Source organism: Rhizobium sp. Root491, from assembly GCF_001427205.1.
GTDB lineage: Bacteria > Pseudomonadota > Alphaproteobacteria > Rhizobiales > Rhizobiaceae > Agrobacterium > Agrobacterium tumefaciens.
On record NZ_LMFF01000012.1, the window covers coordinates 119214 to 137553 of the forward strand.

Annotated in this window: 14 protein-coding genes and 1 riboswitch; of the genes, 8 read left to right on the forward strand and 6 right to left on the reverse strand. The window is 58.8% G+C overall.

The features are described 5' to 3' along the window. Positions 1-6: 6 nt before the first annotated feature. The 5 genes from ASD46_RS11525 to ASD46_RS11545 all read right to left on the reverse strand — a co-directional run bounded on the left by ASD46_RS11525 (position 7) and on the right by ASD46_RS11545 (position 7366). Positions 7-591: an invasion associated locus B family protein gene (locus tag ASD46_RS11525; protein ID WP_025595707.1), complete on the reverse strand. Its 585-nt coding sequence runs from the start codon at positions 589-591 to the stop codon at positions 7-9. Next, complete coding sequence (locus ASD46_RS11530) at positions 591-4559, reverse strand: autotransporter domain-containing protein (protein WP_025595705.1); 3969 nt, start codon at positions 4557-4559, stop codon at positions 591-593. Before ASD46_RS11530 ends, ASD46_RS11525 begins: the two co-directional genes overlap by 1 nt. 232 nt (positions 4560-4791) lie before the next feature. Continuing rightward, positions 4792-5316, reverse strand: a complete 525-nt coding sequence (locus tag ASD46_RS11535; RefSeq protein ID WP_013761544.1) for a flavin reductase family protein — start codon at positions 5314-5316, stop codon at positions 4792-4794. Further along, on the reverse strand, positions 5316-6209 hold the full coding sequence (locus ASD46_RS11540) for an aldo/keto reductase (RefSeq protein WP_013761545.1): 894 nt from the start codon (positions 6207-6209) through the stop codon (positions 5316-5318). Before ASD46_RS11540 ends, ASD46_RS11535 begins: the two co-directional genes overlap by 1 nt. After that, positions 6209-7366: an LLM class flavin-dependent oxidoreductase gene (locus tag ASD46_RS11545; RefSeq protein WP_003510817.1), complete on the reverse strand. Its 1158-nt coding sequence runs from the start codon at positions 7364-7366 to the stop codon at positions 6209-6211. Before ASD46_RS11545 ends, ASD46_RS11540 begins: the two co-directional genes overlap by 1 nt. A gap of 100 nt (positions 7367-7466) precedes the next feature. Between ASD46_RS11545 and ASD46_RS11550 the strand changes: the two genes are divergently transcribed. The 6 genes from ASD46_RS11550 to ASD46_RS11575 all read left to right on the forward strand — a co-directional run bounded on the left by ASD46_RS11550 (position 7467) and on the right by ASD46_RS11575 (position 14826). Continuing rightward, positions 7467-8171, forward strand: coding sequence for a GntR family transcriptional regulator (locus ASD46_RS11550; RefSeq protein ID WP_013761546.1), 705 nt, complete (start codon positions 7467-7469; stop codon positions 8169-8171). Positions 8172-8504: 333 nt separating this feature from the next. After that, the gene (locus ASD46_RS11555) at positions 8505-9581 is read left to right on the forward strand and encodes an ABC transporter ATP-binding protein (RefSeq protein WP_003510819.1); all 1077 of its coding nucleotides are present in this window, start codon (positions 8505-8507) and stop codon (positions 9579-9581) included. Between the two features lie 54 nt (positions 9582-9635). Then, on the forward strand, positions 9636-10871 hold the full coding sequence (locus ASD46_RS11560; RefSeq protein ID WP_013761547.1) for an ABC transporter substrate-binding protein: 1236 nt from the start codon (positions 9636-9638) through the stop codon (positions 10869-10871). 174 nt (positions 10872-11045) lie between these two features. Continuing rightward, a complete protein-coding gene (locus ASD46_RS11565; RefSeq protein WP_003510821.1) occupies positions 11046-11957 on the forward strand; it encodes a carbohydrate ABC transporter permease in 912 nt (303 codons plus the stop codon). Positions 11958-11961: 4 nt separating this feature from the next. Beyond that, on the forward strand, positions 11962-12819 hold the full coding sequence (locus ASD46_RS11570; RefSeq protein WP_025595701.1) for a carbohydrate ABC transporter permease: 858 nt from the start codon (positions 11962-11964) through the stop codon (positions 12817-12819). Positions 12820-12831: 12 nt separating this feature from the next. After that, positions 12832-14826, forward strand: a complete 1995-nt coding sequence (locus ASD46_RS11575) for an alpha-glucosidase (protein ID WP_013761548.1) — start codon at positions 12832-12834, stop codon at positions 14824-14826. Positions 14827-14911: 85 nt separating this feature from the next. Here ASD46_RS11575 and ASD46_RS11580 read toward each other — a convergent pair whose 3' ends face one another. Next, entirely contained in the window at positions 14912-16201 is a 1290-nt protein-coding gene (locus ASD46_RS11580; protein WP_013761549.1) for a TadE/TadG family type IV pilus assembly protein, read from the reverse strand. Between the two features lie 181 nt (positions 16202-16382). After that, a riboswitch (TPP riboswitch) is annotated at positions 16383-16485 on the forward strand. 128 nt (positions 16486-16613) lie between these two features. On the opposite strand from ASD46_RS11580, the gene ASD46_RS11585 reads away from it, so the two are divergent. Next, positions 16614-17399 (forward strand): ABC transporter permease, encoded by a 786-nt coding sequence (locus ASD46_RS11585; protein WP_013761550.1) that lies wholly within the window; start codon positions 16614-16616, stop codon positions 17397-17399. After that, a complete protein-coding gene (locus tag ASD46_RS11590; protein ID WP_013761551.1) occupies positions 17396-18340 on the forward strand; it encodes an ABC transporter substrate-binding protein in 945 nt (314 codons plus the stop codon). Before ASD46_RS11585 ends, ASD46_RS11590 begins: the two co-directional genes overlap by 4 nt.

Here is an 18340-nt window from a genome sequence, read left to right on the forward strand (position 1 = left end):
AATGCTCTAATGCAAGCTTCCGAGGCGCTCCAGTGCCTCGGCAAATCCCTGTCCCTGCAACTGGAACGAAACCGTTCGGCCCTGCAGATCGGGGGCCTCTATTGTCAGGGTTTGTCCGGCCTTCAGCGCGGTTACAAGTTCGACGAACGGCGTGAAGGAAACGATGCAGCCCACGGGCAGACACGTGCTGACCTGAACTTCCTGCAACCGCACATTTCCGGATTTTACCGAAAACAGCTTTGTGACGGCAAGGCCGAAAGGCATGACCATGGTGCCGGAAAGCTTACCCGGCGTCCCCACATCATCCAGCCGGAACTCGACGGAGACGACCAATTTGCGTGTCTTCTCCTCAAGCTGGACCTGAGCGATGGCGCAGAGCGGTTTTGCCGTCTCCGCAACCGGCGTATTGGCGTCACTATCATCTTTTTTCGCAGGCGCGACGCAAGCAAGCTGCCAACTCCCGTGAACCTCACGCAACGGCGCCGCCGCCTTTTTTTCTGCATCTTGCGCGGGAGCACCGCCTGCCACCAAACCGGCGGACAGGAACACCATGAGAGCCGTTTTCCAAAGCGTGTTTTGACTGCGCTTCATCAGAAACGAACTCCAAGTTGGGCTGAAGCAGATTGATCCAGAAGACCCGCGCCAAAAACCGCGCCGTAACGGAATGTCAAGGTGGCGGATGGGTTGAGATTGTAGCTAAGCCCCAGATTGATCAATGCCACGTCGCGCGCCATGGCAGCACTTGTCACAGAAAACGCACTGCCACCATCGTAGAACAGTGCGCTCTCCATCATCGGATCGCCATAGGCATGACGCCACCCGATATCGAGCATCGCGCGTCCAAGCATCCCCTCCAACGCAATGTCACGGCTGATGCGCGCCCCGAGCGTCGAATAAAACTCGTCGTGGCTGACGGCACCCGAAGACACGGCGGCGATACCGCCCATCTCCCGGAAAGCATCCGTCCGCGTATTCACGTAAGCGATATTGGCGTAAGGCTCGATATGGGTGAGATCAAAATCGAACCGCCAGGCGGCTTCGGCAAAGACCTGCGTGGTGGAAGCGTCGTAACCGGCGGTGAGGTCCTCCTTCAATGTTGAAAAGTAAACCGCCCGGCGCGTTTCGACATCCTGAAAGGCGTGGGTTGCACCAAGACGCAGGGATGCAGGGCCAATTGTTTTGCCCGCATAACCCGCCACATAGTAGCTGTCTACGTCAGCAGATGCCGCAGGAGAACCCTGGCTGATCACATCACGGCCGTAACCGGCCGCTACCCCGGCACGCCAGCCATCAGCCAGATCTCCGTCAACACCAAAGAGGACGCCGCCGCCCTTCATCTCGGCCGATGCGCCGTTTCCATCGCCATCGATGCGGCCGCGAGAGCCGAAACCACTGGACCAGAACGTGAGTGAACCCTCGTCAATGTCAAACGGGTTTGATCCGCCTTCAGCATAGGCGACCGGCAGGATCGGGCGCGCATCGACACCTTCGAAAGCACTGCGCAGCCGGTTGAGAATGACATCGCGGGTGAGTTGGCTGCGGTTGATCAAAGCCATGGCAAGCGAGGGATGAACTTCCCCGGCAAGCTGCGCGAAGGCGGATTGGGTTTCGCCCTGCTGCAGAAACACGGCCGCCTCGTAGAGCGGCGAGCTTTCCCCAAGCGCCTCTATGGCGTTGGCGGCCCCGCGCGCATTGGCCGTCGATGTTTCAGCGGCCAAAAAGCCGGCATCCGGTGATGCCCGGGCGAAGGAAAGATAGGTACTGCCGTCGTCGGCACTCCGGGCTACCCTTGCGGTCAGATAGGCGAAATTTTCGCCGACACTTGAAAACGTACCGGTAATTCCACCCGTTGCCGTCAGGATAGTGTAGCGGGTGCTGAGGCTATAGGCAGTTTGGTTCGCCAGCGACGTAACGACAAGACTGACATCATTGTCGATAGTGATGGTTCCGGTCACGGCAAGCCTGTCGGAATTGCCGGCGGCGTCGATTTCAACCTCATAGCGAGAGCCACTAGCAAATGTTGCGCTGCCCGTGGAAGCCAGCGTGCCGATCGAATTGCCGGGCGCGAGCGTGCCACCCGAGCCGACGGTCAGGCCTCCGATGGTGCCGGAGCCGCCAAGTGTCGCGCCGGTACCGACCGAAACAGCGCTTGCAAGCGAGCCATTGACGCTGAGCTTTCCAGAGGAAACCGCAGTGGTGCCCGTATAGGTACTATTTCCGGTCAAGACCAGATTGCCATCGCCCGTCTTTTCAAAGGTGCCAGTACCGCTGATGGCATTGGAAAGCGTGCCGGCACCATCGACAACGAGTTGCGCATCATTGGCGATGCCGCCCGAGCCGAAACTTTTTGAGTTGCCTTTCAGCGTGCCGGAGGAAATCGTGGTGCCGCCGGAATAGCTGTTATTGCCGCCAAGCGTTGTGACGCCAGCTTCGGCAACGACTTTGCCCGCACCTGAAATATCGGCTGAGAGTATATAGCCGGTCTCGGAATGGTTGAAGACGATGCTGCCGTTGCCTGCACCGAAAGCAATCGTGCGCGCTTCTAACGCACCGGCTGAGCGGGCGGTTTGGCCCGCGGCAGCTCCGATGTTGAGCACGCCTGTGGAACCCGCCGATGCGGCAATGAGAATAGTGGGCGCAGCCAGCGAGGCTCCGCCGGTTATCTCAACGGAACCGTTTCCGGCATCGCCGACGACCATGAGATTGCCAACCGCAACGCGCGATCCCACACCGCTTACCAGAACGTTTCCATTCGATCCCGCCGCACTGCCCGCATAGAGATCATAGGCATCAAGTGATCCGCCGTTCGTAACGGTCAAGCTTCCGGAACCTTCAAAACCCACATCGACGGAGCCGGAGTTCACAACGCCGTTGTCGATATAAGCGGTGACGTTCGAACCCGATCCTGTGATCGTCATCGTGCCGGAGGAACCGGCAAGATCACCGAGCATCACCTTGGCAGCTTTGATACCGCCGCCGGCGCTGACCGACACATTTCCTGTAGTCCCGCCTCCGTATCCGACAAAAAACGTTCCGGTCATCGCCCAGCTCGATCCGTCGCCCGCCACCGTTACGGTGGAAGTGGAGCCGCCATGGGCCGCAACATAGCCGTCGCGGCTTTCCACCGTGCCACCGGCCTCGACGGTCATGGAACCGTTGCCGTCAAGGCCGACATTGAGATCGGCGCGGCTTTGCAATTTGCTGCCGGCACCGGATACCCGGGCGGAACCAGTACCACCGGCATTTGCTCCGATGATGATATTCGCTGCATCGACAAGGCCGCCGCCCGTGACCGCCAGCGAACCCGTGCCATTTACCCCCACCTCGAGATCGCCACGGTTGACTGTCCAGACCGATCCCTGCCCATCCACGGCGGCAGCGCCCGTTGCACCCGCCACAACGCCAAGCCGCGCCGTCGTACTATCAACGGAGCCACCCGCCATAACGTTGAGCTTACCATTGCCGGCGGCACCGCCCGGATCGGCGACATCGCCGCCGACCTGCAGGTCGCCGGTCCTCCAGTTCGAGCCGTCGCCGGTGACAGTCGCCTCACTTGCCGAATGGCGGCCGATAATGGCCTCGCCACTCGTTACGGTCCCTGCGGCCTCTACAAGAAGCGTTGCAGCTCCCGAATTGCCAACAACGAGCGATCCGCCGCTTTGCAGTGCGGAGCCTAGACGGCTTACCGTCACAGAACTTCCGTCCGCAGAAGCCAGATTGGCAATCACCGTCGTTGTCTGACTGATGACCGTGCCGCCACCGGTTACGGTGAGCTTACCAACGCCTGCTTCGCCAACGACCATATCCCCGGACATGGTCCAGTGGCTGTCTTCACCGGAAACCAGCGCGGTTCCCATCGTGCCGAGGTCTTCGGCCAGAACGCCTCTCGCGCTGTAAAGCTCGCTGGCGCCGAGCACCTCCAAATTTCCACCGCCGCCAGCTCCGGAAGACGACCCGCTCACAAAAACGGTGTCGGAAGTCGTGAGAGTGGAAGAGTTATCGAGCTTGAGGGAGCCATTTCCAGTCCCGCTTCCGCCAATAAGGACGTTCTTCGACGATGCCGTCGTGCCGTGCAAAAGGGAAAGGTTACCCACGCCGCTGCCACCGATGGAGACATCACCGTCATTCTGCCATTTCGCACCGATGAAACTTGCGGTGCCGGACGCGCCACTGACAGCGCCGAGAAAAACTGAATCTGTCTGCAAGCCGCCCTGCACTACCAGCGTGCCGGCCCCTGGCGCGGTGCCTATCAACAATTCACGGGCTTTGGCGCTCGTCCCTATCGTAATGACCGGGCCGTAGGTATCGATCATCACATCATCGCTGGCACCAGGCACGCGGCGCGACGGACCCCAGTCCGCGTCGGTAAACCAGTCACCCCCATCGGACCCCGTCCAGAGCAACGTTTCGGCGATAGCCTCCGATGTAGCGGCAAGCGAAAATATAAAGAAAAAAAGACCCGCCGTCCCGCAGACGAAAAGCCTGCTTGGCGTCAAGGCACGCATTTCCGCTGTCGGACAGGTTTCCCCTTCCGAAACATGGCAGAAACAAGCGGACATTCAGTCTCCCTAACCCGCGCGACGTGCGGTCTTCCTTTGATCGAGCGAATCATTTTGTGAATCAGATCAACTACGCCAGTTTGAAAGATGATTTCCAGTATGAACAGCGCAAAGCGTGGTTTTTACTGACAGACGAAACAAAAACGGAGCACGACAGGCGTGCTCCGTTAAATAAGCAACAGATGGCTGGAGTAAATCTCTGCCGAGATCGAACGGGAAAATCCCGTTCTGCCTACTGCTTTGAAAACCGCCCGAAGGCTCCGCCTGAAAAGCACAGGGGATCGCCATCGCGGTGGGCGGCACGCAGCACTTCGCCGACGATGATGGTGTGATCGCCCGCATCGTGGGCTGCCGCCTGCCGGCATTCGAAACGGGCGAGCGTGCCCGGTATGACCGGAACGCCCTCGTCGTTGATTTCCCAGTCAAGATCGTCAAATGCGCGGCCGTTGCGGGTGAAGCGGGCGCTCAGCACGTCCTGATCTGCGCTCAGCACATGGATGGCGAAATGCGTTGCGCCGCTGAAGGCCGGATAGCGCGATGAATTTTTGGCAGGCGACCACAGCACCAGCGGCGGATCGAGCGATACCGACGCGAAGCTGTTGACCGTCATTCCGATCGGCCCTTCGGGCGTCGTTGCCGTCACCACCGTCACGCCGGTGGTGAAAGCGCCGAGCGCATTGCGAAAGCTGCGGCTGTTTTCGCCGCCGGGAACAAACACATGCTCATTGGGCATTTTGATCGCTTCTGCGACTGTCATCACGGCACCTCGCTTCCAATTGCAAGTGTGTAAAGCTCAAACCAGGTCTGGCGGTCGATGGTGACGCGCAGGGCATCGGCCGCCGTTTTTATGCGCTGAATATTGTTGGTGCCGAGCACGGGCACGATCTTTGCCGGATGCCGCAGCAGCCAGGCGATGGCAACGGCAGTGGCATCGACGCCCTGCTCGTTGCCGATGCGCTGCAGGGCAGCCATGGTTCCACCATGCGCACCGGAAAACAGCGAACCGCCGCCAAGCGGCGACCACGCCATCGGTGAAACGCGCTTTTCCTGCAGGAAGGCCAGATCGCCATTGGTGAAGCTATCGGTAGCAAGCAAGCTCATTTCGATCTGGTTCGTAACCAGCCTATTGCTCATAGCCGATTGGAGCAGGGAGAAATCCCAAGGGCGGAAATTGGAAACGCCCACGGCCTTGACCTTGCCGGAAGCTACCAGTGCATCGAGCACCTTGCCGGTTTCTTCGGGATCGATCAGCGGATCGGGCCGATGGATCAGCAACAGATCGACATGATCCGTGCCCATGTCTCGCAAGGAGGCCTCGACTGAAGCGTTGATATGGCCAGCCGTGGTATCGTAATGCTTGACGCGGGCGGCTGAGTGACGCCCGGCTGGCGCCACGATGCCGCATTTCGTCACGATCTCGATCTTGTCGCGAAGGGATGGAGCTGCCTTGAGGCCGGCACCCAGAATGGCTTCCGCCGTGTATCCACCATATATATCAGCCTGATCCATGGTGGTGATGCCCTGCGCCAGGCAGGCTTCGATCTTTGCCTGTACATGGGAAGGCGAAGTATCAGCATCGTCGCCGATGCGCCACATGCCGTAAACGATGCGGCTAAGCTCCAGGTTTTCAGAAAGAGCGATACGTTCCATCAGTGGCGTTCCCCGTTGCCCAGCGGCGTGGCAGGTGTTTCAGAAGGCACCCGGCCGTATGCGTGCGGCAGGGAGCAGGTTTTCATTTGCGGCAAGACCTTGGTTCCGAAGTGTTCAGCCTCGTCGAGATGCGGATAACCCGAGAGGATGAAGGCGCGAATACCCATCTTCTGGTATTCCTCCAGCGCCGAAAGGACCTTGTCGGTGGAGCCGACGAGCGCTGCACCACAGCCGGAGCGCGCCCGGCCGATGCCGGTCCACAGGTTGGGTTCGACATAACCGAACTTGTCGGCCAGTTCCCGGGCCCGCGCCTGATGCGATACACCGAGTGAGCCGCTGTCGTGGGCGCGGTTGCGGATCAGCTGGCCATACTCGTCATCCAGCTTCGAAACCAGATGCTCGGCATATTCGCGCGCTTCCTGTTCGGTATCGCGCACGACCATGTGGACTCGCAGGCCGTAATCCAGCGTACGGCCATGGGCTGCGGCACGCTCATGGGCAGCACGCATGCGGTCTGCGAGCTGGTCTTTCGTTTCGGGCCACATCAGATACACGTCGCATTGCGCGCCGCACAGCTCCAGCGCATCCGGCGAATAACCGCCGAAATAGAGCAGCGGACCACCATTCTGCTGGTACGGACGTGCAGGCTCGGTGGAGACACCCTTGAACTGGTAGATCTCGCCGTCATGGTCAATCGTGTCACGGGTCCAGGCCTGGCGCAAAATCTGCACGACTTCATGGCTGCGTTTGTAGCGAAACGCGCTGTCAGCCACCTCGCCGGGAAAATCGGAGCTGATGACGTTGAGCGTCAGGCGGCCCTTCAGCATGTGATCGAGCGTCGCCACCGTACGCGCCAGCATGATCGGCTGCATTTCGCCGCAACGGATTGCAGCAAGGAAATTGATGCGGTCACTGATCGGAGCGCAACCTGCCACGAAGCTCAACGTGTCCTGGCCGACCTGATAGGAAGAGGGGCAGAGAATGTTGCGAAAACCGAGTTCCTCGGCCTTTTTGACGATATCCGAGCAATGTTCGAAGCTGGAGCGCAGGCTGCCATCCGGCACGCCCAGATAGGCGTAATCATCGGAACAAAGGGCAGAAAACCAGGAGACCTCGGCAGCATCGAGATCAGCGGATGTAACGGGTACGACGGTCATGCAATTCCTCCTCAAGGCCGCTCTCGTTTTTCTTGCATAACATCAAGAAATATGTAAATCAATGATGTATCAATTTTTGTTTTGCGGAGGGGATGGCATCATGAAACACACGGGCGGCAGCCTGCCTATGTATTTGCAGATCGCCGAAATGCTGGTGCGCGAAGTCGCTGCGGGCCGTCTGACAGATGGTGAAAAGCTTGCTCCCGAAAGGGATATGGCAGCCGATCTCGGCATTGCTGTCGGCACGCTTCGCAAGGCGCTTGCGGAGTTGCAGGAGCGTGGACTGCTGGAGCGTGTGCAGGGTTCCGGCAATTATATCCGCGCGGTCAGCGATCCCCAGAGCGTCTATGCCTTCTTCCGGCTGGAGATGATCGAGGGGGGTGGCCTGCCAACGGCGGAGGTGCTGAATGTTGCGCGCCTTGCCAAGCCATCCACCCTACCCGCCTTTGGCACATCGCCGGAAGGCCACCGCATCCGCCGCCTGAGGCGTATCGCGGGGAAACCGGCGGCAATCGAGGAGATCTGGCTAGACGGTTCCTATGTCGACACGATTACCATCGAGAACCTGTCGGAATCGCTCTATCTCTACTATCGCACCCGCCTCAATCTCTGGATATCGAAGGCAGAAGACCGCATCGACCTCGGGGAAGTGCCAGAATGGGCGCCTGCACAATTCGGCCAGAAACCCGGCGCGTCGGTGCCGCGCGTCCTTCGCCTGAGCCAGGGTCAGGACGGAGCCGTGGCTGAAGTCTCATGGACATGGTTCGACCACACCGTCGCACGGTACGTTTCACGCATACGTTGAAAACGCACGAAATTCGCGTGATCCACGTGGACAGAGAAAATTGACCACAGGCAAGGAAGCCGAGACCTGCCACGCAGGGATTTTGGTTGAAATATTTCTACAAATCAAAGCTTTGGCGGTTTTTGATTTCTGTCAGAAATAACATTGATACACTATTGATTTCCTTTTGACGAAAGGTAATATCACGGGCCTTAGGGAGACAGGCGTTTGGCCGTCCCACGATATCGCCGGACGATCGGGATGATGTTTTCGAAAAGCGATGCGTGGATTTGAAGGTTGATGCCGGGTTTGCGTTCATCCGATTTTGGACGCCCCGGACGTGAGGAGGAAAAGATGGCTTCAGTCAGCCTGCGCAAGCTGGACAAGAGTTACGGTGCCCTGCGCATCGTCAAGGGTATCGACCTTGAAATCAACGATGGTGAATTCGTGGTTTTCGTCGGCCCCTCCGGCTGCGGAAAATCCACGACGTTGCGCATGGTCGCCGGGCTGGAAAGTATCAGCGGCGGTGAGGTGATGATCGGCGACCGCGTTGTCAACAAACTGCCGCCGCGCGAGCGTGATATCGCCATGGTGTTTCAGGACTACGCGCTTTACCCGCACAAGACGGTGCGTGAAAACATGGGTTTCAGCCTGAAGGTACGTGGTGTCAGCGCCTCGCAGGCCAATGCCAGCATTGATGAGGCAGCGAATATGCTGGGCATCAGCCATCTGCTGGACCGTCGTCCGGGCCAGCTTTCCGGCGGCCAGCGCCAGCGCGTGGCCATGGGTCGCGCCATCGTGCGCCGCCCGCAGGTGTTTCTGTTCGACGAGCCGCTTTCCAACCTCGACGCAAAACTGCGCGGACAGGTTCGCACGGAAATCAAGCGCCTGCACCAGCAGCTCGGCACCACCATCATCTACGTTACGCATGATCAGGTGGAGGCGATGACGCTGGCTGACCGCATCGTCATTCTGCGCGGCGGCGATATCGAGCAGGTGGGCACGCCGGACGAGGTCTATAACCGTCCGGAAAGCGTGTTCGTCGGCGGTTTCGTCGGTGCGCCTGCCATGAATTTCGCTCGCGCCAGAGTGACCGGCGACAGGCTGACATTTACGGACGGCAACTCTCTTCCACTTGCAGCAATCAGACCGTCCCGTGAAACGGCGCTCGATGGACGGGAGGTCATCGTCGGCATTCGCCCTGAACATTTCGGTCCTGCCGGGGGATTTGACACACAGCTCTCCGTCAAGGTGCAGGTGGTGGAGCCTTTGGGGTCGGATACGCTGGTGCATTTCACCCTCGGTGATGCGGCGCTGACGGCGAGAATGCCGCCAGAGATGAAACCGGCTCCGAATGAGGAACTGAAGATCGGCCTCGACCCATCGAAGGTGCACCTGTTCGACGTGACGACGGAACGCTCCATTCAGTGACAGGATCGGGCCACCACCGGCCCGGCTTCAAGATTTCAATAACGGGAGGAAAACATGAAATTCAAAGCCCTTACGGGAGCGGCGCTGTGCGCAACGATGCTCAGCTTTTCGGGACAGGCCTTTGCCGACGCCGAACTCAAAATCTTCGTTTCCAGCCAGCATCAACCCGACGTGTGGCGCAAGGCGCTCGATCAATATGAGGCGAAGACGCCGGGCGTGAAAGTCGTGATCGAGACCGGCGGTAACACCTCCGAAATGCAGGCGCAATATCTCAACACCGTCATGTCTGCCAAGGATTCGAGCCTTGACGTGCTGATGCTCGATGTCATCCGTCCCGCACAGTTCGCAACCGCTGGCTGGACCAGCGATTTCTCCGGCAAGGACTTGTCCGCCTACCTGCCGACCTATGCAGAAGCAAACACCGTGAACGGCAAGATCGTGGCGCTGCCGGCGTTCGCCGATTCCATGTTCCTCTACTATCGCAAGGACTTGCTGGACAAATACGGCATCCAGCCGCCGACCACCTGGGATGAGCTGAAGGAAGCCTCAAAAAAGGTGATGGAGGGCGAAAAGAACCCCGAACTTCAGGGCCTCTCCTTCCAGGGTAAGGCCATCGAAGGTGCGGTATGCACGTTCCTGCTGCCCTACTGGAGCGAAGGCAAGTCGCTGGTTCAAAACGGCAAGCTGAATTTCGACAATCAGGCGGCCGTGGATTCGCTGAAGCTCTGGAAGAGCTTCGTCGACGAAGGCATTTCCAAGAAGAACATTTCCGAAGTGGCGACCGACGACACGCGCAAGGAATTCCAGGCGGGCAAGGTTCTCTTCGCCGTCAACTGGTCCTACGCCTGGACCCATTTTCAGGGCAAGGAATCCCAAGTGAACGACAAGGTTGGCGTCGCCCGGTTGCCGGCCGTCAAGGGCGGAGAGCAGACGACGTGCCTCGGCGGCTGGGAATTCGGCGTTTCCGCCTATTCCAAGCAGCAGGACGAAGCCAAGAAACTGGTGGAATATCTGTCCAGCCAGGATGTTTCGAAGTTCATGGCCATCAATGCCGCGCTGCTGCCCACCTATGCCTCGCTCTACAAGGATGCTGATGTGACCAAGTCCATCCCTTGGTTTGCGGATGCTCTTCCGGTTGTTGAAACGGCAAAGGCCCGTCCGGTCACACCGCGTTACAACGAGGTCAGCGAAACGATCCGCACCACCGTCAATGGCGTGCTTGCGGGCGTGATGTCGCCGGAAGACGGCGCAAAGCAGATGGAAAGCCGTCTGCGCCGCGTATTGCGCTAAGCCCTGCGGCCGGGGGCGGCATGCAGGACATGCCGCTGCCGGCCTGTTTGGCCGAACCAGTGAAAATCGCCTGAACGGCGCGATAAACGGGCCGGGACTTAACCGGTCTGATCGGGAGACGATGACGTGAATTCAGTTGCGGGAGTGGCAGACGTGACGATGCCGGAGAGAACAATGGTCAGGGTGGACGAGAAACCGCAGCCGCGCTGGACGCGGTGGCTCGATCTCGGTGACCGGTCGCTTGCCGTGCTTTTGCTGGCGCCTGCAGCCATTCTTCTTTCGCTTATCATCGTCTATCCGGTGGCGCGTCTCGTCTACACCTCGTTTTTCAGCCTTTCGCTGACATCAGGCCTGCCGGCGGAATTCATCGGCTTTGAAAACTACACGGCGATGCTCGATGACCCGATTTTCTGGGAAACGACCTGGAATACGGTGCTGATAACGCTGATAACGGTGCCGGGAGCGCTGTTCATGGGCCTGGGCCTTGCGCTCCTCGCCAACCTGCCGTTTTCCATGCAATGGCCGATGCGCCTGTCGCTGCTCATCCCCTGGGCGCTGCCTCTGTCGTTCGCCGGCCTCATCTTCGCGTGGTTTTTCCACTACGAATACGGCGTGGTCAACGATGTGCTGAACCGGCTGGGCTTTGAAGGCATCATCTGGTTCAACTCCCCGAACTGGGCCTTCGCAGCCATCTGCCTGACCATCATCTGGAAGACCTCCTCCTTCATGGCACTGATGATCCTTGCAGGGCTGCAAACCATTCCGCGCTCGCTTTATGAAGCCGCCGATGTGGATGGCGCCGGCAAGCTCAGGCAGTTCTTCGAGATCACGCTACCGCTCCTAAAGCCCTCGATCGTCGTTGCTCTCATCTTCCGTACGATTACGGCGCTGCAGACCTTTGATATTCCATACATGATGACCGGCGGCGGCCCCGGCACATCAACCACGACGCTCGCCATGTACATCCACCAGAACACCGTTTCCTTCCTCGATCTCGGTTACGGTTCGGCACTGGCGGTCATGATGTTTGCGCTCTCCATGTGCGTCACCGCCGTTTATCTCCGCATTATCAGGACGAAGGACTGATCCCATGAGCACCGTTGCGACCTCCTCCGGTCTGTCCTCCTTCTTCTCCGGCAAGCCGCTGCGCTTCATTGCGGCCTCCATATTGCTGGTCAACGGCCTGTTTCCGGCAATATGGATCCTGTTCACCTCGCTGAAAACAGAAGCGGAACTGACGGTGAAACCGATCACATGGTTTCCGCATGCGCCGACGCTTGCCAATTACATGCAGGCCTTTTCCGACCAGCCGTTGCACCTCTTCCTGTTCAACAGCTTCATGGTCGCGCTGCTTTCCACGGCACTCACAATTCTGATTTCGGTGCTGGCAGCCTATGCGCTCGCGCGGCTCGATCTCAAGTACCGGGCGCTGATCCTCTCGCTCATCATCGCCGTTTCCACATTCCCGCTGGTAACGCTGCTGGTGCCTCTGTTCGAGATCATGCGTGCGCTCGACCTGCTCAATAGCTGGACCGCCCTTATACTGCCTTACACCGTGCTCTCCCTGCCGGTCTGCACGCTGATGCTGGTATCCTTCTTCGAAAGCATCCCGCGCGATCTGGAAAACGCCGCCATGATTGATGGCTGCACCCGCATCGGCGCGCTGTTCAAGGTTGTCGTGCCGCTATGCGCGCCAGGCGTCTTCACCGCCGGTATTCTCGCTTTCGTGAACGCCTGGGACGAATTCCTGCTGGCGCTTTCCTTCAATTCCAATCCGGCACTGCGCACGCTGCCGGTCGGCATCCAGCTTTACCAGGGTGAGTTCGCTTTCCCGTGGCCCGTCATCTCGGCGGCGCTGGTGGTCGGCATCGTCCCGGTTGCGATCCTGATCGTCATCTTTCAGGAACGCGTCGTCTCCGGCCTCACCGCCGGCGGTCTTAAGGGTTAAACAGGTACAGTCATGCAATTCGAAAAGACCAAAGACGGCTTCACGCTTGCGATTGGCAGCCACACCATTCTTTCTCATTCGCCTGAGAACCCGGCTTTCTTCGCCGGTTTGGGCAAGGAGCGGATGGATATGTATCGCGGCAATTTCGATATCGAGGACTATGTCATCGAACGAACTGCGCTCCGCCACGCCGAAGTCAGTGGCGACAGCGTTACGCTGTCTTCCGCACCCGGGCAGGCCGCGCGCCTTCATCTGGCGCTGGATGGAAATGCCATCAGGGTCACGGCGGTGGATGAAACCATCAATCGGCTGTGGATGCGGATCATCGCAAATGAGGACGAACATGTCTGGGGCGGTGGCGAACAGATGTCCTATTTCGACATGCGCGGTCGCCGCTTTCCGCTCTGGACCTCCGAACCCGGCGTCGGCCGCGACAAGACCGCTGAAATCACCTTCAAGGCTGACGTCAGCGGCAAGGCGGGTGGCGATTATTACAACACCAATTACCCGCAGCCGACCTATCTGTCGTCGCGCAAATATGCGCTGCATGTGGAAACCAGCGCCTATTCGGTCTTCGATTTCCGCAACGAAGATTTCCACGAAGTCGAGATCTGGGCAATCCCCGAAAGGATCGAGTTTTTCACTGGCGATCGTTTCACCGATATCGTTTCCGCCCTCTCGCTGCGGTTCGGACGCCAGCCGGAACTGCCGGAGTGGGTCTATAGCGGCGCGATCATCGGGTTAAAGGATGGCGCCAACTCCTTTGCACGGCTGGAAAAAATCCGCGCTGCCGGAACCAAGGTCTCCGGCCTGTGGTGCGAGGACTGGGTGGGGCTTCGCCAAACATCCTTCGGCGCCCGGCTCTTCTGGGACTGGCAGGCCAATGAGGCGCGTTATCCGCATTTGCGTCAGAAGATCGCCGAGCTTGCCGATCAGGGCATTCGTTTTCTGGGATACGTGAACCCCTATCTCTGCGTCGACGGCCCGCTTTTTCCGGAGGCGGAAGCGGCCGGTTATTTCGCCACCGGCGCGGACGGCAAGACGGCGCTCGTGGATTTCGGCGAGTTCGATTGTGGCGTGGTCGATTTCACCAATCCGGCCGCAGCTGAGTGGTTTTCCGAAGAGATCATCGGCAAGAACATGCTGGATTTCGGCCTTTCCGGCTGGATGGCCGATTTCGGCGAATATCTGCCGATCGACATCACGCTATCGAACGGCATCGACGCCAAGCTGATGCACAATGCCTGGCCGACGCTCTGGGCAGAGGTCAACGCCAAGGCTGTTGAAAGCCGTGGCAAAACCGGCGAAGCGCTGTTCTTCATGCGGGCGGGCTTTACCGGTGTGCAAGCCCACTGCCCGCTGCTGTGGGGCGGCGACCAGTCCGTCGATTTCTCCCGCCATGACGGTCTCGTCACTGTCATATGCGGTGCGCTGTCCTCCGGTCTTCTCGGCAATGCCTATCACCATTCCGACATTGGCGGTTATACCAGCCTGTTCGGCAATGTCAGAACCCCGGAACTCATCATGCGCTGGACGGAGATGGCAGCCTTTACTCCTGTCATGCGAACCCATGAGGGCAATCGCCCGCGCGACAATCTCCAGATCGATCAGGACGAGACCGTTCTTGGCCATTTTGCCCGCATGACGGCAATCTATGTCGCACTCGCCCCCTATCTGAAATCGCTCTCCACTGAAGCAGCCAAAACCGGCCTGCCGGTACAGCGCCCGCTTTTCCTGCATCACGAGAACGACCGGCAGACCTATGCCATTCAAGACAGCTATCTCTATGGGGCCGACATGCTGGTCGCACCCGTGTGGAAGGCGGGGGAGACGCAGCGCACGCTTTACCTTCCGGGCGATGGGGAATGGATGCATCTTTGGAGTGGCGCGCGGTATTTTGGCGGGCACGAGATCACCGTGGAGGCTCCGATAGGCCAGCCGGCTGTGTTCTACCGCGCTGAAACGCCCTTTACTGCGTTATTTGAACAGCTTCGCAATATCGCTTGAAGCATCACCTTCCGGCCATTTCCAAAAAACGCCGCAGATATTGCGGCGTTCAACCGATGCTCTAACAGGCCTCGCTAAACGGCCATCAGCCCGTCAGGCGTGGTGATGTAATGGCTTTCTTGAACAGCACCGTCATCGCGTCGCTGATGCCCTGGGACGGGCTGACTTCGAAATACAGGCCCGGGGAAGCACAGCTCTGCATGCGTGAGCCGATTTCCGCCTGAAAGGGCTTGATCCAGCTATTATACCAGTCATTCGTCGGCAGCGGCAGATAGGTGGTATAAAGCACCGCGATACGAAAACCCTTTTCCTTCAGTTTCGTACAGTCTTTGATGTCGATCGGCTCCTGACAGCGGCCTCCTGTCAGTTTTTTCGTACAGGAGGACGGCTTGTAACTGTCGCCCACCCCGTCTGAAACAAAGAAAATAACCTTATCCGGGTTCGCCGAGCTTGCGCCCGTGCCCGAACTGCCGACCTTATCTCCAATCTGGATCAGTGCCCGGTCGAAATCTGTTTGCTGGTCGTTGTTGTATCCCTGATAGGGGATCGACATCAGGTTGATTTCACCAGCTTTTTTCTTTGCTGCGTCCAGATCCGATGTTAGCGAAACGACCTCAAGCAGCTTGGTATCTTCCGCCCGTTCCCCAAAGGTATAGACGGCCATGCGATATTGATTGCTGCTTTTGCGCGTGGACTTTGCCGTGTCCATCAGGCTGGCGGTTGCCTTGGCAACCACGTCGATACGCGTCGTGACCCCGAGTTTCTTGGCCTTGAAGTAATAGCTGTTCGGGTCTGCCACGCCGTCCTTCACGATGTGACAGGCAAAAGCGCATTTATCGCCAGTATTCGCAACCAGGGTGGCGACATCCGTGGGTGTCGCGCCCACTCCCATGGAGGGCGTATTATCAAGCAGAAGATAGAAATCGCTGAAGGTTTCCGTTTCGTATTTGGCCGTGGCCGTGCCGGCAACCGAAACGAAATCCTTCCCCAGAAGCCCTGAGAGCGTCGTGCTGACCGACGCCTTGAAGCTGACGGACGACTCGACCACATTGCCGTGCTTGATCACCGAAACATCGACAGAGGTTATGGTGTAGTCCGCGTCGCCGCGCTGATTGCCATCGAAGAATGCCCGGGCTTCTTCATTGCCGACGGGAATGACACCGTCCCCCGACATCTTCTTTGCCGCCTGAACACTTGCGGACATATCGGCGACTGCCGCCAGAGCCGCGGAATCCGCCGCCTGCTGCAGATCGGCTTTGACCGACATGCCGCGCGTAATATCGAGCGCCACACCGGCAGCCCCGCACAGAGGCACCATGAGCAGCGCGGTCAGAATGCCAAAATTTCCAGATTTCTCTTGCCAGAAGTTTTTCAAGTTCGCCCCCAACCAATCTGGGAGCTGAAGCTAATACAGCGGAATTGAAAAGCGGTTTCAATAAATAACTAATTTTTGATAAACTTAATATAATCAACAACTAATATGTTCGCGGCAAATTCGCCAATATTCTCGTTAACTTTCAACGTTGACATTACTTCAAAACCCTCCTAGCAAAACAGTCTCTTCCGAGGGGAGCACCAGACGGTGCTGAGATGGCGATGAGCCGGACCCTTGAACCTGATCCGGGTCATGCCGGCGTAGGAACGGAAACTGTAGCGCGTTTGCGTTACTGCCCTTTCTCTTCTCCGCTTTGCCCGGATCTCCGTGATCGCCACAGCTGGAGACCGAACGATGATGATGAAACATCCTTCCCTTCGTATACGGTACGGCTGCGTCTGAGCCCCGGCCGATGCGTGCCTCCCATGCGCTGAAGGGCGTCGTTCTTATTCTGTTTGTCTGGCAGCTGGGCATCTGGCTGTTCGCGCCTCCCCGCTACATCCTGCCCTCGCCCGCCGATGTTGCCGCAGCACTCCTGCGCCAGCCAGCCTTCCTGTTCGGACAGGCCATGGTGACATCAGGTGAAATGGCTGTCGGGCTTGCGGCTGGCATTGCCGCCGGCATTCTCGTTGCCTTTACGATTGCCGCCGTCCCGCGTTTTGGCCGCCTCGTCTGGCCCATGGTTCTCGTGCTGCAGGCATTTCCTGTCTTCGTGCTGGCCCCTATTCTCGTACTCTGGTTCGGTTTCGGCATGGCCTCGAAAGTTGTCATGACGGCGATCATCATCTTTTTCCCCGTCGCTTCAGCCTTCACCGACGGCCTCAATCGCACGGATCGGACGATCCTCGATGCCGCCTCGCTGACGGAGGCGAGCCACTGGCAAATCCTCACCCGGCTGCGTGTGCCGCTGGCGCTTCCCTCACTCATTTCCGGGCTGAGGGTCGCAGCTCCGCTCGCCCCGCTCGGCGCGGTCATTGGCGAATGGGTGGGCGCCTCCGCCGGGCTCGGTTTTGTCATGATCCAGTCCAATGCCCGCATGCAGACCGACACAATGTTCGCCGCCATGACCATTCTCGCCCTCATGGCGGTGCTGCTGCGGCTTGTCGTCGACCGGGCAACGGCCAACCTCGCCCCCTGGGCCAAAGAAACAGACCATCTCATTCCTTTCAAACATTTGCGGAGACTTTCGGCACCATGAAACGAACTCTTCTTTCCCTCGTCGTCGCGGCAGCAAGCGTGTTTGCGCCCGTGCAATCGCAGGCGGCCGACAAGCTTACCGTATTGCTGGAATGGTTCGTGAACCCGGACCATGCACCGATGGTGATCGCCAAGGAACGCGGCCTGTTCGCAGATGCCGGGCTGGACGTTGAGCTGGTTCCGCCTGCGGACCCATCCGCCGTGCCGCGTCTCGTCTCGGCAAAACAGGCCGATATCGGCGTTCACTACCAGCCGAACCTCTATCTAGACCACGATGCCGGGCTGCCGCTCGTCCGTTTCGGCACGCTGGTCGAAACCCCGCTGAACACCGTCACCGTTCTGGCCGACGGGCCGATCAAGAGCCTGAAGGACCTGAAGGGCAAGAAGGTCGGCTTCTCCGTTTCCGGCTTCGAGGATGCGATGCTGAAGCGGATGCTGGAGAAGGAGGGACTGACGAAAGACGATGTGGAACTGGTCAACGTCAATTTCTCACTCTCGCCATCCCTGATCGCCGGCAAGGTCGATGCCACGCTTGGCGGTTTCCGCAATTTCGAACTGACGCAGATGAAGCTTGAGGGCCACGAAGGCCGCTCGTTCTTCCCCGAGGAACATGGCGTGCCCGCATATGACGAGCTCATCTTCGTCACCCATCGTGATCTCGTGAAAGATAGCCGCCTGCCGCGTTTTCTCTCGGCCGTCGAGCAGGCCGCGATTTTCATCACCAACCACCCACAAGAATCTTGGCAGCTTTTCATCAAGGCCTATCCGAACCTTGACGACGCGCTGAACAAACAGGCGTTTTTCGATACGCTGCCGCGTTTCGCCAAACGTCCAGCCGCACTCGATCGCACCCGCTACACACGCTTCGGCACCTTCATGCAGGACATGCAACTGATCAAGCAGGCGCCGGCGGTGGAAGACATTGCCGTGGAGTTGCAATAA